The 22549-nt window shown below is 68.2% G+C and carries 22 protein-coding genes and 1 tRNA gene; 13 read left to right on the forward strand and 10 right to left on the reverse strand.

Features of this window, described 5'->3' with window-relative positions:
* The 4 genes from pal to AAG689_RS09645 all read left to right on the forward strand — a co-directional run bounded on the left by pal (nucleotide 1) and on the right by AAG689_RS09645 (nucleotide 2240).
* Nucleotides 1–549, forward strand: coding sequence for a peptidoglycan-associated lipoprotein Pal (gene pal, locus AAG689_RS09630; RefSeq protein ID WP_020228150.1), 549 nt, complete (start codon nucleotides 1–3; stop codon nucleotides 547–549).
* A gap of 11 nt (nucleotides 550–560) precedes the next feature.
* Complete coding sequence (gene ybgF / locus AAG689_RS09635; RefSeq protein ID WP_406625743.1) at nucleotides 561–1340, forward strand: tol-pal system protein YbgF; 780 nt, start codon at nucleotides 561–563, stop codon at nucleotides 1338–1340.
* Nucleotides 1337–2122, forward strand: a complete 786-nt coding sequence (locus AAG689_RS09640) for a ThiF family adenylyltransferase (protein ID WP_406625744.1) — start codon at nucleotides 1337–1339, stop codon at nucleotides 2120–2122. Before ybgF ends, AAG689_RS09640 begins: the two co-directional genes overlap by 4 nt.
* A 42-nt stretch (nucleotides 2123–2164) precedes the next feature.
* Nucleotides 2165–2240, forward strand: a tRNA-Lys gene (locus AAG689_RS09645).
* Nucleotides 2241–2695: 455 nt separating this feature from the next.
* Here the strand turns inward: AAG689_RS09645 and AAG689_RS09650 are convergent.
* Nucleotides 2696–3819 (reverse strand): IS3 family transposase gene (locus AAG689_RS09650; protein ID WP_406622737.1). Its coding sequence is split into 2 segments (ribosomal slippage): nucleotides 2696–3564 and nucleotides 3564–3819, totalling 1125 coding nucleotides; the frame shifts between segments, so codons are not numbered across the junction.
* Between the two features lie 180 nt (nucleotides 3820–3999).
* Between AAG689_RS09650 and AAG689_RS09655 the strand changes: the two genes are divergently transcribed.
* Nucleotides 4000–4878, forward strand: a complete 879-nt coding sequence (locus AAG689_RS09655; protein WP_406625745.1) for a Bug family tripartite tricarboxylate transporter substrate binding protein — start codon at nucleotides 4000–4002, stop codon at nucleotides 4876–4878.
* A gap of 27 nt (nucleotides 4879–4905) precedes the next feature.
* On the opposite strand, the gene AAG689_RS09660 is transcribed toward AAG689_RS09655, so the two are convergent.
* Nucleotides 4906–5253: a helix-turn-helix transcriptional regulator gene (locus AAG689_RS09660; RefSeq protein ID WP_020228144.1), complete on the reverse strand. Its 348-nt coding sequence runs from the start codon at nucleotides 5251–5253 to the stop codon at nucleotides 4906–4908.
* Nucleotides 5254–5333: 80 nt separating this feature from the next.
* Here AAG689_RS09660 and AAG689_RS09665 point away from each other — a divergent pair, with 80 nt between their 5' ends.
* From AAG689_RS09665 to AAG689_RS09700, 8 genes are all read left to right on the forward strand, one after another.
* A complete protein-coding gene (locus tag AAG689_RS09665; protein ID WP_406625746.1) occupies nucleotides 5334–6392 on the forward strand; it encodes an efflux RND transporter periplasmic adaptor subunit in 1059 nt (352 codons plus the stop codon).
* 1 nt (nucleotide 6393) lies between these two features.
* Complete coding sequence (locus AAG689_RS09670; RefSeq protein WP_406625747.1) at nucleotides 6394–9624, forward strand: efflux RND transporter permease subunit; 3231 nt, start codon at nucleotides 6394–6396, stop codon at nucleotides 9622–9624.
* A gap of 60 nt (nucleotides 9625–9684) precedes the next feature.
* Nucleotides 9685–10047 (forward strand): carboxymuconolactone decarboxylase family protein, encoded by a 363-nt coding sequence (locus AAG689_RS09675; RefSeq protein ID WP_406625748.1) that lies wholly within the window; start codon nucleotides 9685–9687, stop codon nucleotides 10045–10047.
* 28 nt (nucleotides 10048–10075) lie between these two features.
* Nucleotides 10076–11464 carry a TolC family protein gene (locus AAG689_RS09680; protein WP_406625749.1) on the forward strand — a complete coding sequence of 463 codons (1389 nt, stop codon included), beginning with the start codon at nucleotides 10076–10078 and terminating at the stop codon, nucleotides 11462–11464.
* A 75-nt stretch (nucleotides 11465–11539) separates the two neighbouring features.
* Nucleotides 11540–12889, forward strand: coding sequence for an NAD(P)/FAD-dependent oxidoreductase (locus AAG689_RS09685; protein ID WP_406625750.1), 1350 nt, complete (start codon nucleotides 11540–11542; stop codon nucleotides 12887–12889).
* 23 nt (nucleotides 12890–12912) lie between these two features.
* On the forward strand, nucleotides 12913–13254 hold the full coding sequence (locus tag AAG689_RS09690; protein WP_406625751.1) for a hypothetical protein: 342 nt from the start codon (nucleotides 12913–12915) through the stop codon (nucleotides 13252–13254).
* 193 nt (nucleotides 13255–13447) lie between these two features.
* A complete protein-coding gene (locus tag AAG689_RS09695; RefSeq protein WP_406625752.1) occupies nucleotides 13448–13657 on the forward strand; it encodes a DUF2892 domain-containing protein in 210 nt (69 codons plus the stop codon).
* A 17-nt stretch (nucleotides 13658–13674) separates the two neighbouring features.
* Nucleotides 13675–14055 carry a rhodanese-like domain-containing protein gene (locus AAG689_RS09700; protein WP_406625753.1) on the forward strand — a complete coding sequence of 127 codons (381 nt, stop codon included), beginning with the start codon at nucleotides 13675–13677 and terminating at the stop codon, nucleotides 14053–14055.
* Between the two features lie 43 nt (nucleotides 14056–14098).
* Here AAG689_RS09700 and bioB read toward each other — a convergent pair whose 3' ends face one another.
* From bioB to AAG689_RS09740, 8 genes are all read right to left on the reverse strand, one after another.
* Nucleotides 14099–15163: a biotin synthase BioB gene (gene bioB, locus AAG689_RS09705; protein ID WP_406625754.1), complete on the reverse strand. Its 1065-nt coding sequence runs from the start codon at nucleotides 15161–15163 to the stop codon at nucleotides 14099–14101.
* A 345-nt stretch (nucleotides 15164–15508) separates the two neighbouring features.
* Nucleotides 15509–15940, reverse strand: coding sequence for a PaaI family thioesterase (locus AAG689_RS09710; protein ID WP_020228134.1), 432 nt, complete (start codon nucleotides 15938–15940; stop codon nucleotides 15509–15511).
* A 4-nt stretch (nucleotides 15941–15944) separates the two neighbouring features.
* Nucleotides 15945–16415 carry a VOC family protein gene (locus tag AAG689_RS09715; RefSeq protein ID WP_024001225.1) on the reverse strand — a complete coding sequence of 157 codons (471 nt, stop codon included), beginning with the start codon at nucleotides 16413–16415 and terminating at the stop codon, nucleotides 15945–15947.
* A gap of 100 nt (nucleotides 16416–16515) precedes the next feature.
* The gene (locus AAG689_RS09720) at nucleotides 16516–17280 is read right to left on the reverse strand and encodes an enoyl-CoA hydratase (protein ID WP_406625755.1); all 765 of its coding nucleotides are present in this window, start codon (nucleotides 17278–17280) and stop codon (nucleotides 16516–16518) included.
* Entirely contained in the window at nucleotides 17277–18458 is a 1182-nt protein-coding gene (locus AAG689_RS09725) for a CaiB/BaiF CoA transferase family protein (protein ID WP_406625756.1), read from the reverse strand. Before AAG689_RS09725 ends, AAG689_RS09720 begins: the two co-directional genes overlap by 4 nt.
* A gap of 7 nt (nucleotides 18459–18465) precedes the next feature.
* A complete protein-coding gene (locus AAG689_RS09730) occupies nucleotides 18466–19443 on the reverse strand; it encodes a Bug family tripartite tricarboxylate transporter substrate binding protein (protein WP_406625757.1) in 978 nt (325 codons plus the stop codon).
* Between the two features lie 115 nt (nucleotides 19444–19558).
* The gene (locus AAG689_RS09735; RefSeq protein ID WP_020228129.1) at nucleotides 19559–20446 is read right to left on the reverse strand and encodes a LysR family transcriptional regulator; all 888 of its coding nucleotides are present in this window, start codon (nucleotides 20444–20446) and stop codon (nucleotides 19559–19561) included.
* A 34-nt stretch (nucleotides 20447–20480) separates the two neighbouring features.
* On the reverse strand, nucleotides 20481–22529 hold the full coding sequence (locus AAG689_RS09740; protein ID WP_406625758.1) for an acetyl-CoA carboxylase biotin carboxylase subunit: 2049 nt from the start codon (nucleotides 22527–22529) through the stop codon (nucleotides 20481–20483).
* Nucleotides 22530–22549: the final 20 nt, after the last annotated feature.

Genomic DNA, 22549 nt, shown 5'->3' on the forward strand with positions numbered 1-22549 from the left:
ATGAACCGCATCCATTTCAAGCGCGTATCGATCGCGCTCACCATCGCCGCCCTCATCGCCGGCTGCAGCTCCGGCGTGAAGCTGGACGACGTGCCCGTCGAGGACAAGGGCGCCACCTCCACGGTTCCTCCTGGCGGCGCCAATGCCGGCGGCACGAGTCAGAGCGGCGTGGCACCCGTGGACCTGAGCCAGTCGGCCGGCAACCAGGGCGGTCCCGTGGGTGTGGCGCGCATCGTGTACTTCGACTTCGACAGCTACAGCATCAAGCCCGAGTTCCAGTCGGTGATCGACGCACACGCGCGCTATGTCAAGGCTGCGCCCGGCCGCAAGGTGATGATCGAAGGCCACACAGACGAGCGCGGCGGCCGTGAATACAACCTGGCCCTGGGCCAGAAGCGCGCCGAGGCCGTGCGCCGCGCCATGGGCCTGCTGGGCGTACCCGACAGCCAGATGGAAGCCGTCAGCTTCGGCAAGGAAAAGCCTGCTGCCCAAGGCCACGGCGAAGAGGCGCACGCGCAGAACCGCCGCGCCGAGCTGTCGTACCGCTGATAGGGAGGCGCATGCGTCGTACGATCCAGCCGCGCGCCCTGGCCGCAGCCGCCGCCTGCGCACTGGCCGCCCTGTGGGCCACGCCGAGCTATGCCCTGTTCGAGGATGACGAGGCGCGCCGGGCCATCCTGGAACTGCGCCAGCGCGTCGATGTGATGCAGCAGGCCAACCAGCGCACCGGCGAGCGCTCCGGCGAGGACGTCTCTCAACTGCGCCGCAGCCTGCTCGACCTGCAGACCCAGATCGAAACCCTGCGCACGGAACTGGCCACGATGCGGGGCCAGAACGAACAGCTGCAGCGGGACGTGGCGGAACTGCAGCGCCGCCAGAAGGATATGGCGCAGGGCATGGACGAGCGTCTGCGCCAGTTCGAGCCCACCGCCGTGCAGGTGGACGGCCGCGAATTCCGGGCCGACCCGGCCGAGAAGCGCGACTTCGAGGCTGCACTGGCCGTGTTCCGCTCTGGCAAGTTCGCAGACGCCGTCCCGGCATTCGGCGGCTTCCTGCGCCAGTATCCCCAGTCGGGCTACGCCCCTTCGGCGCGCTTCTGGCTGGGCAACGCGCAGTACGCCACGCGCGACTACAAGTCCGCCATCGACAACTTCAAGGCGTTGCTGTCCGCAGCGCCCGACCATGCGCGCGCCCCCGAGGCGGCACTGTCGATCGCCAATTGCCAAGTCGAGCTGAAGGATACGCGCGGGGCCCGCAAGACGCTGGAAGACTTGCTGCGTGTCTATCCCCAGTCCGAAGCTGCTGCTGCGGCCAAGGAGCGCCTGGCGCGCTTGAAGTGAGCGCGGCAGACACGTCTCCTTTGCAGGACAGTGACCATGGCCGCCGCTTCGGCGGGCTGGCGCGCTTGTATGGCACCGAGGGGGCAGGGCGCATCCGCGCCGCACATGTGGCCGTGGTCGGCATCGGCGGCGTAGGTTCTTGGGCTGCCGAGGCATTGGCACGCAGTGGCGTTGGTCACTTGACGCTGATCGACCTGGACCATGTGGCGGAGTCCAATATCAACCGCCAGATCCATGCGCTCTCCACGACGATGGGCCAGGCCAAGGTACGGGCCATGGCCGAGCGCATACGCCTGATCAATCCCGATTGCCGAGTCGAATGCGTCGAGGACTTCGTGGAAGCCGCTAACTGGCCCGCGATCCTGCCCGGGCCGGTCGATGCGGTGATCGACGCTTGCGACCAAGTCCAAGCCAAGACTGCCATGGCGGCATGGGCCCTGCAGATGCGGCGGCTACCGTTCATCAGCGTCGGCGCAGCCGGCGGCAAGCGGCTGGCGCACAAGGTGGACATCGAGGATCTTTCGCAAACCACCCATGACCCGTTGCTCGCGCAACTGCGCTACCGTCTGCGCAAGCAGCACGGCGCGGCGCGCGATGGCAAGCGCATCGGCCTGGCCTGCGTTTTCAGCCGCGAGTCTGTCGCACCACCGCATGCGTCGTGTGAAATGCCCGGAGGCGACGGATCGTTGAACTGCCACGGCTACGGTTCGTCAGTCGCCGTCACGGCTACCTTCGGGCAATGTGCCAGCGGATGGGTACTCGACAGGCTCGCTGCCGCGTAGCAGGCTGTAAAAGCCGGCTATAATCTTGTGCTTTGCTGGTACGGGACGTTAGCTCAGTTGGTAGAGCAGCGGACTTTTAATCCGTTGGTCACAAGTTCGAATCTTGTACGTCCTACCAAACAAATCCGGAAAGGCTCTGTTGCAGAACAGAGCCTTTTTTATGCCTCTTTGACTTTATACGATTTATATTATGTTAAATATCAAAAGCAACCAGGCAAACTGCAGCTGACAGGAGCTGTCCGACAACAAACACCCCCTTCAATGGGCTGCTCCGCGACAAGATCCTCCTAGCAATGGGCAATTCTGTTCCGCTAGGAATTTGTTGACGCGCTGCTTCGCGTCAACATCAACCTACCCGAACTGGCTGGCCCCTGCTTCGAAGCTAAAGAGAGTCGCTCGCTGTAGAGTCTCCAATGCTCAGCGAGGCGCGTCCAGCCAGCATTCGTTGCCTCGTTGTCCAAGACCGTGCGTCGGAGGTATTCGGCAGTAATACTCCGGCAGCCTTGGGCGTTGGCGTGACCTGCCCCCGTTAGACGTGCCAGTCCCGAGTTAGCGAGTCCAAGGTTGTGGAGACTACTTGATCTCCGGTGATTGCCTTGCATCGCCAGCGCGCTGGCGATGCAAGGCAGCAAAGCTGGCCGGCGAGATGCGCCCCAGTGAACTGTGGGGCCGCACCTCGTTGTAGTCACGCCGCCATCGGGCCACCTCCTGGCGAGCCTGCACCAGCGTCTCGAACCATTGCTCGTTCAAGCACTCATCCCTGAATTTGCCGTTGAAGCTCTCGATGTAGGCGTTCTGGGTCGGACAGCCTGCATCGTTGAGCAGGTGCCGCACGCCTCGTGCCGCTGCCCACGCAATGAAAGCCCGGCTGGTGAACTCCGGCCCCTGATCGGTGCGGATGGCCAGTGGATAGCCTCGGAACTGCGCGGCCTGGTCCAGCAAGCGCACGACGTACTCGCCGCCCATGCCGTGATCCACCGCGATGTCCACGCACTCGCGGCTGAAGTCATCGACCACCGTCAGGCACTTGATGCGCCGGCCATTGGTCAGTGCGTCCATCACGAAGTCCGTGCTCCAGGTGTCATTGACATGGCGGCTGCTCACCAAGGGCTGACGCTCGCCCGTGGGACGCTTGACCTTGCGGCGCTTGCGCACCGACAGGTTGGCCAGCTTGTACAGGCGCCACACGCGCTTGTGGTTCACCTGATGGCCTTCCAGGGCCAACAGGTCATGGATGCGCCGGTAGCCGAAGCGCCGGCGCTCATGCGCCAACTCGACGATGCGCGTGCTCAGGCTGGCTGTGGACTCGTTCATGCTGGGCGGCTCCCGGTAGCTGGTTCTGGACAACCCCGCATAGCGACAGGCGCGGCGCTCGCTGATGGACAGTTCTTGAACCATCCTGGCAGCGGCCTCGCGCCTGGCCTGCGGGGTCAGCGCTTTACCCCGAAGCCCACCTTCAGCGCTTCGATGTGTAGATGGGCCTCGGCCAGCAGTTTCTTGAGTTTGGCGTTCTCGCCCTCGATCTCGCGCAGCCGCGTGGCCTCGCTGGCCTGCATGCCACCGAACTTGGCACGCCACTTATAGAAGGTCGCATCGCTGAAGCCGCCCAGGCGGCACAGTTCCTTGACCGGCATGCCGCCCTCGGCCTGCTTGAGAAATCCGATGATCTGCTCGTCGGTGAATCTGCTCTTCTTCATGTCCGTTCTTCCTCTGAAAACGGACTCTACTAACCTTCAACTGGTACGCCCTATGGGGAGCAGGTCACCACCACTTTTACGGCGACGCGCCGGCAGGTCCTCGTGGGCTGTGCGGCCACGGCGCTCGGTGTGCCGACCGCTCGGGCGCAAGCCAATTGGCCTACCAAGCCGCTGCGCCTCGTGGTCCCGTTCGCGCCGGGCGGCAGTTCGGAAATCGTGGCGCGGGCAGCGGCTGCCGAGATGGCCAAGACCATCGGACAGAACGTGTTCGTCGACAACAAGCCCGGCGCTGCCGGCAACATCGCCATGCAGGAAGTGGCGGCCAGCACGGACGAGCACACGTTGATCCTGGGGCACATCGGCACCTTGGCAGTGAACCCGTTCATCTTTCCCAAGCTGCCCTACGATGCCAACCGCGATTTCGCGCCGATCACGCTGCTGTCCAAGGTGCCCAGCCTGTACGTGGTGCACCCCGATCTGCCCGTGAAGAACCTGACCGAGTTCATTGCCTATGTGAAGGCCAAGCCGGGCCAGCTCAATTACGGTTCGGCCGGCAATGGCAGCGCGGGCCACCTGGCGTTCGAATACCTCAAGATGGTCTCGGGCACCTTCATGCTGCACGTGCCTTATCGCGGCACGGGTCCGATGTTGACGGACTTGATGGCAGGGCGGCTGCAGGCCGCCTCCGTGGGTGCCCCTGCCCTGCTGCAGTTCATCAAGTCGGGCAAGCTGCGCTGCATCGCGACCGGCACGACGCAGCGCCTGCCTCAGTTGCCCGACGTGCCCACGGTGGCCGAGCAGGGCTTCAAGGGCTTCGAGATGACGCAGTGGTATGGCCTGATCGCTCCCTCCAAATGGCCGAAGGCGCATCTGGCCAAGCTGGAAGCCGAGGCCATCAAGGCCGCGCGCAGCACGCTTGTGCGTGACAAGCTGGCGCAGGAAACGGCCCTGGCCGTGGGCAATACCGCGGCCGAGTTCGATGCTTTCATCAAGTCCGAGCAGGCGCGCTGGAAGCCCGTGATCGAACGCGCACAGATCAGGCCCGAAGGCCTGGGCTGATTCCCCAGCCGGCCGGCCGCCCCGCGCTCAGGCGGCCGGATCCGACGGGCTGAACAGCGCCCGGTGGTGTGCCTGGCGGCCGAACTGCCGTGCCAGGCTGCCGCATACCAGATCGCACAGCGCGTACACCGACGCATCCTCGATGCGGTAGTACACGCTCGTACCCCGCCCTTCCCTTGCCACGAGTCCGTGCTTGGTCAGTACCGACAGGTGCTTAGACACGTTCGCGGCCGTGTAGCCGCACAGTTGCGCCAGCTCGCCCACATTGCGCTCGCCATCGCGCAGCAGGTTCAGGATGCGCAGGCGCGTGGGCTCGGCCAGAGCCTGGAAGTAGGCGGCGACCTGCTCCAGGGCTTCGGGCGGCAAGTCTTTCATGGGCAATCCTTGGATAGAAGGTCTGGAGCAGATTGTATTCTTTGATTGACTATTTAACTAATTGATTAAATAATCAAGCTATGAATATTGCCTGCCGCTTCCTTCCACTGTCCGCCCGCGCCGCGATCGCACTGGCCGCTGCTCTGGTGACGGCGGCCAGCTCCGCAGCCGAATTGGCGACGGTGACCGTCCAAGCGGCCGTGGACGGCGGCTGGACCAGCGCCGACGCCGTGGTGGAAGCCGTGCGCGACACCACGGTGTCGTCCCAGGTCGCGGGCGCCGTGGTTTTCCTCGCGGTGCGTGCTGGCGATCGCGTACAGGCCGGCCAGGAGCTGGCGCGCATCGACGCCCGAGCCGCCAGCCAGGCCGCGGCGGCCAGCGCAGCCCAGGCGGAAGCCGCGCGCACGAATGCGCTGATCGCCGGCAAGGAGCTGGAACGCCAGCGGCGCCTGTTCGAGAAGCGGTACATCAGCCAGGCAGCCCTGGACCGCAGCCAGGCCCAGTTCGATGCCGCCCAGGCCCAGGTGCGCGCCCAGCAGGCCCAAGCCCATGCGGCCCAGGCGCAGTCGAGCCACTACGTGGTGCGCGCACCCTACGCCGGCGTGGTGGGCGAGGTGCCCGTGTCCCTGGGCGACATGGCCGCGCCGGGCAGGACTCTGGTGCGCCTGTACGACCCGCGCGCGCTGCGCATCACCGCGACGGCGCCGCAAACGCTGGAGCTGCCCTCCTCGGCCCGGTCTGCCCAGGCTGCCATCGAACTGCCCGGACGGGAGCGCATCGCCATCGAGGCACGGCAGCTGCAGCGCCTGCCCCTGGTGGACAGTGCCACGCACACCGTGCAAGTACGCGCCGACCTGCCTGCGGGCCTGGAGGGCGTGGTGCCAGGCACCTTCGCGCGCTTGTGGCTGCCCGCAGGCAACACGGCAGCCGCCCTGCCTGCCGTTCCTGCCAGCGCCGTGGTACGGCGTGCGGAGATGACCGGCGTGTACGTGGTGGACGCCCAGGGCCGCCCGCGCCTGCGCCAGGTGCGCCTGGGCCGCGCCGCGCCCGGCGCTGCAGGCACCGTGCAGGTGCTCAGCGGCCTGCGCAGCGGCGAGCGCGTGGCCCTCGACCCCCAGGCCGCCGCGCAGGTGCGTTGACATGAGCCGCAGTAGCAGCGCCATGGGCATTTCGGGCCGCATTGCCGCCCTCTTCCTGCAGGCGCAGATCACGCCGCTGCTCGCACTGCTGGCGTTCCTGCTGGGCACGTTCGCCGTGCTGGTCACGCCGCGCGAGGAAGAGCCGCAGATCGACGTGACCATGGCCAATGTGCTGATTCCCTTCCCCGGCGCCTCGGTGCGCGACGTGGAGCAGATGGTGGCCACGCCCGCCGAGCAGTTGCTCTCGGGCATGGAGGGCACGGAACACGTGCTGTCCGTCTCGCGCCCGGGCCTGGCCGTGCTCACGGTGCAATTCAAGGTGGGTGTGCCGCGCACCGAAGCGCTGGTGCGCCTGCACGACCAACTGCGCAGCCACAGCGATTTCCTGCCCGACGGGCTGGGCGTGCTGCAGCCGCTCGTCAAGCCCAAGGGAATCGACGACGTGCCCATCGTCAGCTTCACGCTGCACGGCAAGGACCAGGATACCGGCGCATTCGACCTGGAGCGCGTGGCGCACAGCGTCGAATCCGAGCTGCAGCGCGTGCCTGGCGCGCGCGAGGTGCGCACCATCGGCGGCCCCGGCCGTGCGGTGCTGGTGCGCCTGGACCCCGAACGCATGGCGGGCTCCGGCGTGACCGTGCCCGAGCTGCGCGGCGCGCTGCAGTCGGCCAACCTGGGCCTGCCCGTGGGCGACCTGCTCGCGGGCGAGAAGACCGTGGCCCTGGAGGCGGGACCGTTTCTCTCCTCCGCCGACGAGGTGGCTGAGCTGGTCGTGGGCGCGCGCGGCGGCAGGCCCGTCTTCCTGAAGGACGTGGCCGAGGTGCGCGACGGCCCGCCGCCCGCCCAGCGCATGGTGTGGCTGGGCCGGCCCGGCAAGAACGGTGCCGGCGGGCCGCGGGAATTCCCCGCCGTCACGCTGCAGATCACCAAGAAGCCGGGCGAGAACGCCATCGACGTGGCGAACGCACTGGCCGCACGCATGGACCAGTTGCGCAATACCGTCATTCCCGACGCGGTCCAGGTGGTGGAGACGCGCAACTACGGCGAGACCGCCAACGACAAGGCGCAAAAGCTCATCCAGAAACTGCTGTTCGCCACCGCTTCCGTGGTGGCGCTGGTGTTCATCGCGCTGGGGCGGCGCGAGGCCGCCATCGTCGGCCTGGCCGTGGTGCTCACGCTCGCGGCCACGCTGTTCGCCTCGTGGGCCTGGGGGTTCACGCTCAACCGCGTGTCGCTGTTCGCGCTGATCTTCTCCATCGGCATCCTGGTGGACGACGCCATCGTGGTGGTCGAGAACATCCACCGCCACCAGCAGCTCGAACCCGGTATGCCGCTGCTGCAGAGCATCCCGCGCGCCGTGGACGAGGTGGGCGGTCCGACCATCCTCGCCACCCTCACGGTGATCGCCGCGCTGCTGCCCATGGCTTTCGTCTCGGGACTCATGGGGCCCTACATGGCGCCCATCCCCATCAATGCCAGCATGGGCATGCTGCTGTCGCTGGCCATCGCCTTCGTGGTCACGCCGTGGCTCGCGCGGCGGTGGATGAAGCCGCACGCGGGCGATGCCCATGCAGGCCTCGCGGCGAAGCTGGAGCCGCGCCTGCAGCGCCTTTTCGCGCCGCTCCTCGACGAGCGGCGCGGCGCGCGCAACCGGGCGCTGCTGGGCCTGGCCGTGGCCGCGCTCATCGCCCTGTCGGTGCTGCTGCCCGCCGTCGGCCGGGTGCAGCTCAAGATGCTGCCGTTCGACAACAAGTCCGAATTCCAGGTGGTGGTGGACATGCCCGCGGGCACGCCGCTCGAAGAGACGGCCGCCGTGCTGCGCGAACTGGGCACCCACCTGGCCACGGTGCCCGAGGTGCGCGACTGGCAGGCCTACGCGGGCACCGCCTCGCCCATCAACTTCAACGGCCTGGTGCGCCAGTACGACCTGCGCGCAGCGAGCGAGCTGGGCGACATCCAGGTCAACCTGGTGGACAAGGCCCACCGCAAGGACCAGAGCCACGCCATCGCCATGCGCGTGCGCCCTGCCCTGCAGGAGATCGGCCGGCGCTGGAACGCCAACGTGAAGGTGGTGGAAGTGCCGCCCGGCCCGCCCGTGATGGCCCCCATCGTGGCCGAGATCTACGGCCCCGAATCTGAAGGCCGCAGCCAGGTGACCGAGGCCGTGCGCGCCGTGTTCGAGCGGACCGATGGCGTGGTGGACGTGGATTCCACGACCATCGCCGCCGCGCCCCGCAAGCTGCTGCTGGTCGATCACCGCAAGGCCGCGCTGGCCGGCGTGCCGCAGCAGGCCATTGTCGCCACGCTGCGCGCGGGCCTGGCGGGCGAGACTGCCACCTGGCTGCGCGACGGCAGCAAGGTGCCCGTGCCCGTATGGCTGCAACTGCCGGACGAGAGCCACGGCAGCCTGGACGCGCTGCTGCAGCTCACCGTGCGCGGCGTCTCGGGCCAGGGCGAGCGGATCCAGGTGCCGATACGCGAGCTGGTCACGGTGAGCGACACGCAGCGCGAGCAGCCCGTCTACCACAAGGATCTGCTCCCGGTCGACTACGTCCAGGGCGACATGGCCGGGCGCGTGGACAGCCCGCTCTACGGCATGTTCGCCATGCGCAGCGAAATCGCGAAGATCCAGGCACCGGGCGGCACGGCCTTGAAGGAAACCTTCGTCGCCATGCCCGAGGACGCCATGCGCGACTACACCCTGCGCTGGGACGGCGAATGGCGCATCACCTACGAGACCTTCCGCGACATGGGCGCCGCCTACGCCGTGGGCCTGGTGCTGATCTACCTGCTGGTGGTGGCGCAGTTCGGCTCCTACCTGGCGCCGCTCATCATCATGGCGCCCATCCCGCTCACCGTCATCGGCGTCATGCCCGGCCACGCGCTGCTGGGCGCGCAGTTCACCGCCACCAGCATGATCGGCATGATCGCGCTGGCCGGCATCATCGTGCGCAACTCCATCCTGCTGGTGGACTTCGTGCGGCTGCAGCAGGCAGCGGGCGTGCCGCTGGACCGGGCCGTGGTGCATGCCGTGGCCACGCGCACACAGCCCATCGTGCTCACGGGCGTGGCGGCCATGACCGGCGCCTTCTTCATCCTGGACGACCCCATCTTCAACGGCCTGGCCATCTCGCTGGTCTTCGGCATCTTCGTCTCCACGCTGCTCACGCTCGTCGTCATCCCCACGCTGTACTACGCGGCGTACAGGAAACACAGCAAAACAAGCCCCTAGTGCTTGTGCAGCAAGCGCGAGCAGCTACCCATTCCATAGCAAACCCAAGGAGCCACCGCCATGTTCCCCAGCTACCAGGACCTCATCAAGGACACCAGCGCCGCCATCGCCAAGCTGCGCGGCGAGATCCCCGACACGATGCGCGGCTTCAGCGCCATGGCCCAGGGCGCCAGCAAGCCCGGCGTGCTCGACGCCAAGACCAAGGAACTGATCGCCACCGCCCTGTCCGTCGCCGCCCGCTGCGACCCCTGCGTGGGCTACCACACCCAGGCGCTGGTCAAGCTCGGCTGCACGCGCGAGGAGCTGGCCGAAACGCTGGCCATGGCCGTCTACATGGGCGGCGGCCCCTCGCTGATGTATGCGGCGCGCACCAGCGCCGCGTTCGACGAATTCGCGCAGGCCGCTCAGAAAACCACGGCTTGATGGCGCGCAGCGGAACGGATAACTGACTATGCGCCTGCCCCTTCGCCCCCTGGCCCTGGCCGCCGTGCTGGCTGCCTTGCCCGGTCTGGCCTGCGCCACCGGCCTGCTGCAGGCCTGGCAGGCCGCCTGGCAGCACGACCGCGAGCTGGCCGTGGCCCGTGCCGACCATGCGCGCGCGCAGCCGCTGCGCGACCAGGCCGCCGCGCTGTGGCGGCCCGGCGTGGCGCTGACGGCGGCCGCCGGCGTGGCCACGGGCGAGACCGACATGCGCGGCGCGCAGTTCTCCGCGCCGGGCTTCGGGCGGTCCACCGGCGTGGACTTCGGCACCTCGGTCACCGGGGGCACGGCCACGCGCTGGGCGCTGCAGGCCAGCCAGCCGCTGTACAACCCCCAGCGGCGCGCGCAGCAGCGGCAGCTGGGCCTGCAGGCCGAGATGGCCGAGCTGCAGTGGCAGGCACAGCGGCAGCAGGCCATGCTGCGCACGGCGCAGCGCTACCTGGCCCTGGCCGTGGCGCAGGAAGCCCTGCGCGTGCAGGACCAGCAGCTCGCCGCCGTGCGCCAGGCGTTCGGCGAGGCGCAGGAGCGCTTCGACATCGGCGACGCACCCGTCACCGACGTGCACGAGGCCCGCGCGCGGCTGGCCGCGCTGCAGGCCCAGCGCCTGGCCGCGCAGACCGAGCGCGACCTCCAGCGCCAGGCCCTGGCCGACACGACCGGCCTGCCCTCTTCCTCCCTGGACGCGCGCCTGCCGCGGCCCGGCATGGGCGCGCCGCCGCAGGCGCTGGCCCAGCCGCTGGAGGCGTGGCAGCGCGAAGCGGACGGCGCCAACCCTGCCATCCGCCTGCAGGCCCTGGCCGTCCAGGCCGCCCGCGCCGAGGCCGAGCGGCACGGCCGCGCCGCCTCGCCCAGCATCGACCTGGTCGCCCAGGCCGGGCAGGACCGCCTGCGCGGCAGCGGCGACTATGGCAGCGCCCGCAACGGCAGCACGCAGGCCCTGGTGGGCGTGCAGCTCACCGTGCCGCTCTACACCGGCGGCTGGCGCAGCGCCAAGGAAGAAGAAAGCCTGCGCCTGCAGGACAAGGCCCAGGCGCAGGAGGACAGCCTGCGCGAGCAGGTGGCCGCCCAGGTGCACGCCGCCTGGCTGGGCCTGAGCCTGGGCGCCGAGCGCGTGCAGGCCCTGCAGCAGGCCCTGCAGGCCAGCGAGGCCCGGCTGGATGCCACGCACACTGGCCGCGAGGCGGGCGACCGCACCCTGCTCGACTGGCTGAACGCCCAGAGCGACACCGCCGCCGCCCGGCTGGCGCTGGCGCAGGCGCGCAGCGCCCTGCTGCTGGACGGCCTGCGCCTGGCGCTGCTGGCCGGGCAGCAGGGCGAAGACGCCCTGCGCCAGGCCGACCAGATGCTGGCGCTGCCATGAACTATCGAATCAATAGCTGCTTGCGCTTGCCCCATATGCCCTGAAACCGTTTTTGACCACAAAGAGGAGACAACCATGAACCACCGAGCATCCCCCGGAAAACCGCCGATGGCCTCGCGCCGCGCCTGGCTGGGCGGCATGGCAGGCACCAGCGCTGCATGGGGGCTGGGCCTGCACGCCGCACCGGCGCATGCCGCAGGCCAAGCCGCCCAGGCCACCCGCGCGCACATCGTCATCGCGGGCAGCGGCCTGGCAGGCATCGCCGTGGCGCACCGGCTGCAGGCCCTGCTGGAGGGTGCGCGCATCACCATCGTCGACGCCAAGGAAGTGCACAACTACCAGCCCGGCTTCACGCTGGTGGCCTCCGGCGTGTGGCCCGTGGACAAGGTCATCGACCGCAATGCCGACCTGCAGCCCGCGGGCGTCGAATGGGTCAAGGAGATGGTGGCCGAGTTCGACCCCGCCGCCAACGCCGTGGTCACCGCCAGCGGCAAGCGCATCGCCTACGACTACCTCGTGGTCGCCACCGGCACGCACCAGGACTGGTCCCAGATCGAAGGTATGGACGTGCAGGCCATCGGCAGCAACGGCCTGGCCAGCGTCTACCCCAGCTCCGCCGCCGCCGTGGCCACCTGGGCCGCCATGGACCAGTTCCGCGCCAAGGGCGGCCAGGCCGTGATGACGCTGCCAGCCACGCCGCTCAAGTGCGCGGGCGCGCCGCTGAAGATGACCTTCATGGTGCGCGACCGCCTGGCCCAGGCGGGCACGCTGGCGCGTTCGCAGGTCACGTTCTACTCGGCGCTGCACAACGTCTTCGGCGTCAAGCCCGTGAACGACAACGTGCTGGAACGCTGGCAGGCGCTGGGTGTCGGCGTGCAGTTCACGCAGAAGCTCCAGGCCATCGACATCGGCGCGCGCCGCGCCACCTTCGTCAGCCCCGAGGGCGAGAAGACCGAAGTGCCCTACGACTTCATCCACGTCGTGCCGCCCATGCGCGCGCCCGATGCGGTGAAGAACTCCGACCTGGCCTGGAAAGACGGCCCCATGGCTGCCGGCGGCTGGCTGGAGGTGGACAAGGACACGCTGCAGCACCGCCGCTACCCCAACGTCTTCGGCCTGGGCGACATCAACGGCACGCCGCGCGGCAAAACCGCCGCCACCGTGAAGAAAAGCGCCCCCATCGTCGCGCAGCACCTGGCCGACGTGATCGCCGGGCGCGCTCCCGGCCAGAAGTTCGACGGCTACACCTCCTGCCCGCTGATCGTGCGCGAGGGCTCGGCCCTGCTGATCGAGTTCGACTACGAGGGGCGCCTGACCCCTTCGCTGCCCATGATCGAGCCGCTGCAGGAGAGCTACTTCGCCTGGCTCATGAAGGTGCGCATGCTCAAGCCCGCCTACCTGTCCGTGCTCAAGGGCCGGGTCTGACCGCCTCGAAAGGAAACTACGCCATGTACGAAATCTGGCTCGCCCTGAACATCGTCTACGAAATCGCGCTGGGCGTCTGGCCCGCGCTGCTCCTGCTGCTGCTCGTCTGGATCGCCCTGCTGGTGGCCGCGCGCGGCCGGCTCAGCGCACACGCGCTGCGCCCGGCGCTGGCGCTGGGCGCCCTCGTCGCCGCCGCGCTGGTGCTGGCCGTGCCGTCTCTCACCCAGTCATCGCTGGCCAACATGGGCTACTGGGTGGACTGGGCCAACCTGCTCGCCATCGCCCTGGGCCTGGGCGCCTTGGCGGCCGTGTTCGCCTGGCCGCTGGCCGCCCTGGCCTGCCCGCGCTGCCGCCGCGCGGCCTAGAGAGGCTGAGAGTCTTTTGTCCATACCCGCCTTGCACGCCAAAACACCCCAGCTCGTCGTTGCAAATGCTCGCCATAGCCCGAGCTATGGCTGCGCTTCGCGCCTAGATCTGGTGCGTTTTGACCCGCCTTGCGGGCACGGCCAAAAAACTCTCAGCCTCTGCACCACTTTGTTATTCCCAAGGAGAACCTCCATGACCTCATGGCAAATCGTGCGCATCGTCGCCGGACTCTTCATCCTGCTCAGCCTGGCCCTGGGCATTCCCGGCAGCCCGCTGTTCATGCACCAGTGGTGGCTGGCCTTCACTGCCTTCGTGGGCATCAACCTGCTGCAAAGCGGCTTCACCCGGTGGTGCCTGATGGAAACCCTCCTGCGCAAGCTCGGCGCACGCCAGGGCTGCTGAAGCGAAAGGACGGACCGATGAAAACCGCCCTCGACCTCGTGGCCGCCGCCAAGGCCCGCATCCAGGAAATCCCCGTCGATGCCGCGGAGGCCGCCATCGCCCAGGCCGACGTGCTGATCGACGTGCGCGAGCCCGACGAATACCGCCAGGGCCACCTGCCCGGCGCCATCAACCTGCCGCGCGGCGTGCTGGAATTCCAGATGAGCAGCCAGAGCGCCATGGAGCCGCGCGGCCTGCGCGTCGTGCTGTACTGCAAGACCAGCGGCCGCGCGGCCCTGGCGGCCTGCGCCCTGCAGGACATGGGCTACCTGGACGTGCGCTCCGTCGCGGGCGGCTTCGATGCATGGAAGGCGGCAGGCAAGGCCGTGGCCGTGCCCGTGGCGCCGGTCTTTGGCTGAGAGTTGGCAGTCTTTTCAGGCTTCAGCGCTTGTCCAGCAAGCGCTAGCAGCTCTCATTACAGGAGTGCCCTGTACCGTCCGGCGCCTCCTGTGTGCGGTGGCCGCGCAGGCCCAGCTTCGCCAGCAGCTGCGTGTCGGCCTCCACGTCAGGGTTGCCGGTGACTAGCAGCTTGTCGCCATAGAAGATCGAGTTGGCCCCCGCCATGAAGCACAGCGCCTGCACGGCGTCGCCCAGTTGCTGGCGCCCGGCGGACAGCCGCACGCGCGCTTTGGGCATGGTGATGCGGGCCACGGCGATCACGCGCACGAAGTCCAGCGGGTCTACGGGGTCGCTGTCGGCCAGCGGCGTGCCGGGCACGCGCACCAGGCTGTTGATGGGCACGGATTCGGGGTATGGATCGAGGTTGGCGAGCTGCGCGATCAGGCCCGCGCGGTGCACGGGCGCCTCGCCCATGCCGACGATGCCGCCGCAGCAGACGCTGATGCCGGCCGCGCGCACGTGGGCCAGGGTGTCCAGCCGGTCCTTGTACTGGCGGGTGCTGACCACGTCCTGGTAGTACTCGGGCGCGGTGTCCAGGTTGTGGTTGTAGTAGTCCAGGCCCGCGTCCCTGAGCGCCTGGGCCTGGTGCGATTGCAGCATGCCCAGCGTGGCGCAGGTCTGCAGGCCCAGGCCCTTCACGGCGCCGATCAGCGCGCTCACCTTCTCGATGTCGCGGTCCTTGGGCGCACGCCAGGCCGCGCCCATGCAAAAGCGCGTGGCGCCCGCGTCCTTGGCGGCCTGGGCGGCGCGTGTGACCTCTTCCACGCTCATGAGCTTTTGCGCCTGCACGCCCGTGTCGAACTCGGCGGACTGGGGGCAGTAGCCGCAGTTCTCGGGGCAGCCGCCCGTCTTCACCGACAGCAGAGTGGCCAGCTCGATGTCGCCCGCAGGCCAGTGCGCGCGGTGCACCGACTGGGCGCGCCACAGCAGGTCCATGAACGGCATGTCGAGCAGCGCCTGCACGGCGTCGAGGCTCCAGCGCTGCGACGCAGCGCTCTGCTGCGGAGCGCGCGGATGGAACTGCAGCGGCTGCGGGGTGGAAGGCGGGGTGGGGGCAAGGACGGTCATCTGTTCGCTCCTGGACTGGCAAGCCTGCGGCTGGGCTGGGTTCCGACGGGGCGATTGTGGTGGCCTTGCGCGGCGCCTGGAAGGGCCCGAGCCGCAAAAAAGCTCCCTTGAAAACATGCACTCAAATGCCGCCAAATTCCGTATTTTTTGACAGAAGATGATGAAGGAAGGCAGCAAAAGAAGGAATGTTGCCGGCGCTGGAAAAGCCGTGCGGCAACAGTGTGCTTCTGTCGGCCAACAGCGCTCAAAACCATCGAACCCGCAGGATTGCGCGCGGAAAGTTGTGCGGAGAACAAAAAAGGCCCTGGTCGACGACCAGGGCCTTCGTGCGCGAAGCGCAGCCGATCAGCCGCCCTTGCGCGGATAGAGCACCATCTGCGTGCAGCGGAACAGCACCAGGGTCTTGCCCGTTTCGCGGTGCGTGACGGTGGCGTCCCACACCTGGGTGCTGCCGCCCAGGTGCACGGGCCGCGCCACGCATTCCACCGTGCCTTCGCGCGCGGTGGACATGTGGTTGGACTTGAGTTCGATGGTGGTGAACCCCTGCGCGCCTTCGGGCAGGTGGGCGCGGCAGCCATAGCCGCAGGTGGTGTCGGCCAGCGTGACGAGGCTGCCCGCATGCAGGAAGCCGTTGGGCGCCATCAGGTGCGGCTGGACGGCCATCTCGGTGCGGATCTCGCCCTGCTGCAAGGAGACCACGTGGATGCCCAGGTGCCCGGGCAGCGTGCCCTGGCTGGCACGGTTCAGGGCCTCGACGGTCTTGCGTTCCTCGGCCATGCCCTCACCCCAGCGCGGCGATCACTTCGGGCGGCGCCTGCACCAGCTCGATCAGCACGCCCTCGCCCGCGATGGGGAACTCGTCGTTGCTCTTGGGGTGCAGGAAGGTGATGTCGTACCCCGCCGCGCCCTTGCGGATGCCGCCCGGCGCGAAACGCACGCCCCGGCTGGCGAGCCATTCGACGGCCTGGGGCAGGTCGTCGATCCACAGGCCGATATGGTTGAGCGGGGTGGCGTGCACGGCGGGTTTCTTCTCGATGTCCATCGGCTGCATGATGTCCACCTCCACCTTGAAGGCGCCCTGCCCCATGGCCAGGATGTCTTCGTCCACGTTCTCGCGTTCGCTCTGGAAGGTGCCGGTCTGCTCCAGGCCCAGCATGTCCACCCACAGGCGCTTCATGCGGGCCTTGTCGGTGCCGCCGATGGCGACCTGCTGGATGCCCAGCACGCGGAAGGGACGTCGTTCAATGCTCATGGTTGCTCCTTGATTGATAGCTGGTCGCGCTTGACTGTCAAGCGCTGCAGGGCTATTTGGCTTGTATTTTGCCATGGAGCGCCATGCGCATGGAGCCGTCTTACCCCTTGATGAAGGCCGCCACCCCGGCGCGGAACGCGGCGCTGCCGTAAACGGAATCCACCAGGTCGTCGTCGGCCAGGCTGTGCTCGGCCACGATGCGGCGCAGGCTTTCCTTGACGGCGGCCTGGGTGGCGCCCGACAGCGCCATGAGCCGCTGCACGAGCGCATGCGCCTCGTCCGGCAATTGCCCTGCCGGCACGGCTGCGTGCACGAAGCCGCAGGCCAGCGCCTCGTCGGCCGACAGGTAGTCGGCCAGCAGCAGCATGCGCTTGACGCGCGGCACGCCCAGCGCGGCCACCAGCCGCGCGATGTTGCGTGACGAGAGGGTGTTGGACAGCGTCTTGGCGATCGGCGCGCCGAAGCGCGAGCCCGCGCTGCACAGGCGGAAGTCGCAGGCCGTGGCCAGCGCCAGGCCGCCGCCCACGCACCAGCCGTCGACGACGGCGACGGTGGGCACGGGGATGCGCTCCACCGCGTCGATCACGCGCTCCACGAAGGCTTCGTAGGCGATGCCGTCGCTGCCATCGCGGAAGTCCCGGAAGTGCGCGATGTCCGTGCCCGAGACGAAGGACTTGCCGCCCGCGCCGCGCAGCAGCACGCTGCGCACGGCCGGGTCGGCGCGGCAGGCGGCGATGTGCGCGAGCAGCGCCTCGTACATGGGCGCGGTCATGGCGTTGTGGCGCTCGGGCCGGTCGATGACGATCTCGGCCGCGCCCGAGGCGTGCACCACGCACGTCACCCGTTCCTGCACGGCGGCGCTCATGCGGTTGCCTTTGCGCGGATCTCGGCCACGATCTCCTCGGTGTGCTCGCCCAGCAACGGCGGGTGACGGCGCACCTGTTGGGGCGTGCCCAGCATCTTGACCGGGAAGCCGATGTTCTTGACCTTGCCCTCGATGGGGTGGTCGATCTCCATGCACATGCGCCGGTGCGCGCCGTGCTCGCCCTCGAAGGCCTCGGGGTAGGTCAGGATGGGACCGGCCGGAATGCCGGCGGCCAGCAGCGTGTCCACCCACTCGGCGCTGTCTCGCTTGGCGAATTCGGCCTCCAGTGCCTCGATCAGCGCCTCGCGGTGTTTGAGGCGCAGTGCCACGGTGGCGAAGTCGGGGTGCTCCTGCAGGTCGGGCTGCTCGATCAGCGCGCACAGCTTGGCCCAGAGCTTCTGGTTGGTGGCGCCCATGACGAAGTAGCCGTCGCGCGCCTTCACGGCCTGGTAGGGCGCGCTCATCTTGTTGCTGGTGCCCAGCGGCACCGGCGGCTTGCCTGTGCCCCAGTACTCGGACATGTCCCAGATCGAGAACGCCATGGCCGAGTCGAACAGCGAGGCGTCGATGTGCTGGCCCTGCCCCGTCTTCTGCGCGCCGATGTAGGCCGCGAGCAGCCCGTAGGTGGCGAACAGCGCGCAGCCGATGTCGGCCACGGGCACGCCGGCCTTGACGGGCTTTTCGCCCGGATAGCCGGTCACGCTCATCACGCCGGACATGGCCTGGGCCATGAGGTCGAACCCCGGCCGGCTGGCCCAGGGGCCGCTCTGGCCGAAACCGGAAATGCTCACGTAGACGATCTTCGGGTTGATCTGGCGGATGGTCTCGTAGTCGATCCTCAGCCGCTGCACCACGCCGGGGCGGTAGTTCTCGACGATCACGTCGGCCGTGCGGGCCAGCTCGTAGAAGAATTCGCGGCCCTCGTCGCTTTTCAAGTCGAGCGCGAGCGAGCGCTTGTTGCGGTTCATGTTCAGGAAACCCATGCTGTCCGGGCCCTTCATCTTGAAGCCCATGGCGCCGCGCGTCTGGTCGCCCGTGCCGGGCGGCTCCACCTTGATGACATCGGCGCCCAGGTCGGCCAGCAGCATGCAGGCGAAGGGGCCGGCCATGACCTGGCTCACATCGAGCACGCGGATGCCTTGCAGCGGCAGGGGTTGGGTGTGTGGGGTGTGGCTCATGTCGTTCTCAGCTTTCCTCGGTGACCTTGGCGGCGCGCACCACGTCGCCCCATTTCCGGTACTCGTCCACCATGAAGGCGGCGAACTTGTCGACCGAGCCGCCGCCGTCTTCCGCGCCGTAGCCGTCGAAGCGGCTGGCCACGTCAGGCATGGCCAGCACGGTGTTGATGTCGGCATTGATGCGCTGGGCCAGCTCGCGGGACATGCCTTTGGGGCCCACCACGCCGTACCAGCTCGACGCGTCGAAGCCCTTGAAGCCCTGCTCGTCCATGGTGGGCATGGCGGGGAATCCCTTGGCGCGGCTCAGGCGCGTCTGCACGATGCCCTTCATCTTTCCGGACTTCACCTGCGCGGTGGCGGCCGTCATGGTGTCGAAGCTGAAGTCGATCTGCCCGCCGATCAGGTCGGTCTGCATGGGGCCCGAGCCCTTGTAGGGTACGTGGATGCTCTTGACGCCGGCGGCCATGTTGAACATCTCGGCCGCCAGGTGCTGCACCGAGCCGGTGCCCGAGGAGCCGAAACTGATCTTGCCGGGGTTCTTGCGGCACACCTCCACCACCTCCTGCACGCTGGCGTAGCCGTTCTGGCTGCCCGTCACCAGGATGTGCGGCGTGGCGCCGATCAGCACGATGGGCGCGTAGTCCTTGAGCGGGTCGTAGGTGATGCTCTTGAAGATCTGCGGCGAAATGGCGTGCGTGTTCACGTGTGCCATGAGCAGGTTGATGCCGTCGGTGAATTTGGTCTTGGCGAAATAGTCGGCCGCCAGCGCGCCCGTGGCACCCGGCTTGTTCTCCACGACAACGGGGCGGCCCCACAGCTCGGACAGCTTCTGGCCCACGATGCGGGCGAACACGTCGGTGCCGCCGCCGGGCGCCCAGCCCACGAGGATCTTGACCTGCCCCTTGGGCAGGTCCGCGGCGGACGCATGGGCCCACGGGGCGGCCAGCGTCGCGGCGCTGGCGGCGAGGAAGGAACGGCGTTGCATGTGCTTGTCTCCTGACGGGTGGTTGTTGGCAACCACTGTCTCCGCCTGGAGGTTTTGCGGCAAGAACGCATCAGGCATACCTGATTTCGCCATTGACGAAATCAGTTGGACGTTGTCAGGCCCGGTGCAGCAGCTCGGCCACCACGTTGCGCAGGGTCTGCTCCTGCGCCTGGCCTTCCACGAAGGAGAGCACGTAGCGGCGCTCGTGCCAGTCGCCCTCCAGCGCCACGGCGGCCAGCGCGGCCTCGGGGTGGAAGCTCTCGAAGATGGCCGGTGGCATCAACCCCACGCCCAGGCCCTGGCGCACCAGGGCCAGCATGGTGTCGAAGCCGTTGACGGTGTAGTTGGCGTGGAACACGCGCCCGCGGCTCTGGTAGGCCCGCTGCACGGCCGCGAGGATGGCCGAGCCCCGGCCCAGGGTCACCAGCGGAACGCCCAGCACCGCGTCGAGCGGCAGCGCGGACGGGCCGAACTGGAAATGCGCGCGGCTGTAGACCAGCACCAGGCGGTCGCGCCGGTAGTCGGCCTGGGGCAGGTCGATGAAGCCGCTGGTCTTCTCGAAGATGCCGATGTCGATCACCTTGTCGCGCAGCAGCTGCTGCACGATCTTGCTGTTCTCCTCCTGCACCTGCAGGGTGATCTCGGGGTACTTGGCCTGCAGCGCGGCGAGGTCGCGCGCCAGGAACTCGATGATGGCCGCCTTGGGCGCGCCGATGAGGATGCGCCCGTCCCGGCCGTGGCCGAGCGCGAGCGCATCGCCTTCCAGGCGCTGCATCAGGTTGTCCACCTGCCGGATGTGGCCCAGCAGGCGCAGGCCCGGCTCGGTGATGCGCACGCCGTGCGGCTGGCGCTTGAAGAGCCGCGTGCCGAGCTGCTGCTCCAGGTCGGTCAGCCGCTTGGAGGCCGCGGCCACGGCGAGCTGCATCCGGTCCGCCGCGCGGGAGATGCTGCCCTCCTCCGCCACCGCGAGCACCAGCCGCACGGTGGTGGTGTCCATCTTCATCACCGTGCGGGCTCCGTGCGTGGCGGCGAGCGCTTCAGGCGAACTCGATGATCACCTGGTCCACGGCCAGCGACTCGCCCTTGCCCGCGACGACCTTGCCCACCACGCCGTCCTGCGCGGCGAAGAGGATGTTCTCCATCTTCATGGCCTCGATCACGGCGAGCTTCTCGCCCGCCTGCACCTTCTGGCCCGGCTGCACGGCCACGTCGACCAGCAGGCCCGGCATGGGCGAGAGCAGGAACTTGGACAGGTCCGGCGGTGCCTTGTAGGGCATGAGCTGGTGCAGCCGCGCGCCCAGCGGCGAGAGCACCAGCGCGTCGATCTGCGTGCCGTTGTGCGCGATGCGCAGCGCCAGCGGGTTCTTGGCCGTGCCGCGCTCCACCTGGGCGGTGAAGCCCATGCCGTTGCACTGGCCTTGCACGCGGATGTCGCCCAGCCCGGCAGTGCTGCTGATGCGGTAGGTCTTGCCGTTCACCGTGATGGCGCTGGAGCGGTTGGCCTGGTCGTAATCGGTCACCTCCGCGTCGTGGTGCACGTTCTGGCCGTCCGCGCCCAGCACCACCACGGCGAACTTGGCGCCTACCTGCACCTCGTGGCCCGTGAGCTGGCCGCTGATGCCGGAGGCGCGCGCGCGGTAGCGGCGGTTCATGTACGCGGCGAGTGCGACGAGGAAGTCCGGGTCGTCGTGCGGCACGTCCTCGGCATGGAAGCCGTGGGCGTAGTGCTCGGCGATGAAGCCGGTGTTGAACTGGCCGCTGACGAACTTCGGGTGCGCGAGCAGCGCCGCCTGGAACGGGATGTTGCTGCTGATGCCGCGGATCACGAAGCCGTTGAGCGCGGCGCGCATCTTGGCGATGGCGTCGTTGCGGTCGGTGCCGTGGACGATGAGCTTGGCGATCATCGAGTCGTAGTACATCGGGATCTCGCCGCCCTCGTACACGCCGGTATCCACGCGCACGCCGTACTTCTTGCTGGTGTCGGCCTGGAACATGGACTGCTCCGGCGCCTGGAAGCGCACGAGGCGGCCGGTGGACGGCAGGAAGTTGCGGAACGGATCCTCGGCATTGATGCGGCACTCGATGGCCCAGCCGTCGCGCTTCACGTCGGCTTGCGTCAGGGGCAGCTTCTCGCCCGCCGCGACGCGGATCATCAGCTCCACCAGGTCGAGACCGGTGATGCACTCCGTCACCGGGTGCTCCACCTGCAGGCGGGTGTTCATCTCCAGGAAGTAGAAGTCCTGGTCCTTGCCGACCACGAACTCCACCGTGCCCGCCGACTGGTACTTCACCGCCTTGGCCAGCGCCACGGCCTGCTCGCCCATCGCCTTGCGCGTGGCTTCGGAGATGAAGGGCGAAGGCGCTTCCTCGATCACCTTCTGGTGGCGGCGCTGGATGGAGCACTCGCGCTCGTTCAGGTAGATCACGTTGCCGTGGCTGTCGCCCAGGATCTGGATCTCGATGTGGCGCGGCTCCTGAACGAACTTCTCGATGAAGATGCGGTCGTCGCCGAAACTGTTGCGCGCCTCGTTCTGGCAGGCGGTGAAGCCTTCGAGCGCTTCCTTGTCGTTGTAGGCCACGCGCAGGCCCTTGCCGCCACCGCCAGCCGATGCCTTGATCATCACGGGGTAGCCGATGCCCTTGGCGATTTCCACTGCCCGTTCGGCGCCTTCGATAGCGTCGTTGTAGCCGGGGATGGTGTTGACCTTGGCCTCGTTCGCCAGCTTCTTGGACGCGATCTTGTCGCCCATCGCGGCGATGGAATGCGCCTTGGGGCCGATGAAGGCGATGCCCTCGTCCTCGCAGCGCTTGGCGAAGGCTTCGTTCTCCGACAGGAAGCCGTAGCCGGGGTGCACGGCCTGCGCGCCGGTCTGCTTGCAGGCGGCGATGATCTTGTCGGCCAGTAGGTAGGACTCTCGGCTGGGTGCGGCGCCGATGTGCACGGCCTCGTCGGCCAGCTTGACGTGGCGCGCGTCCTTGTCAGCGTCGGAATAGACGGCGACGGTGGCGATGCCCATTTTCTTGGCCGTAGCAATCACTCGGCACGCGATTTCGCCGCGGTTGGCGATCAGGATCTTGGTAAACATGTTCTTGTGCTCCCGTTTGG

It is taken from the genome of Acidovorax sp. SDU_ACID1, from assembly GCF_045291395.1.
Classification (GTDB): domain Bacteria; phylum Pseudomonadota; class Gammaproteobacteria; order Burkholderiales; family Burkholderiaceae_C; genus MR-S7.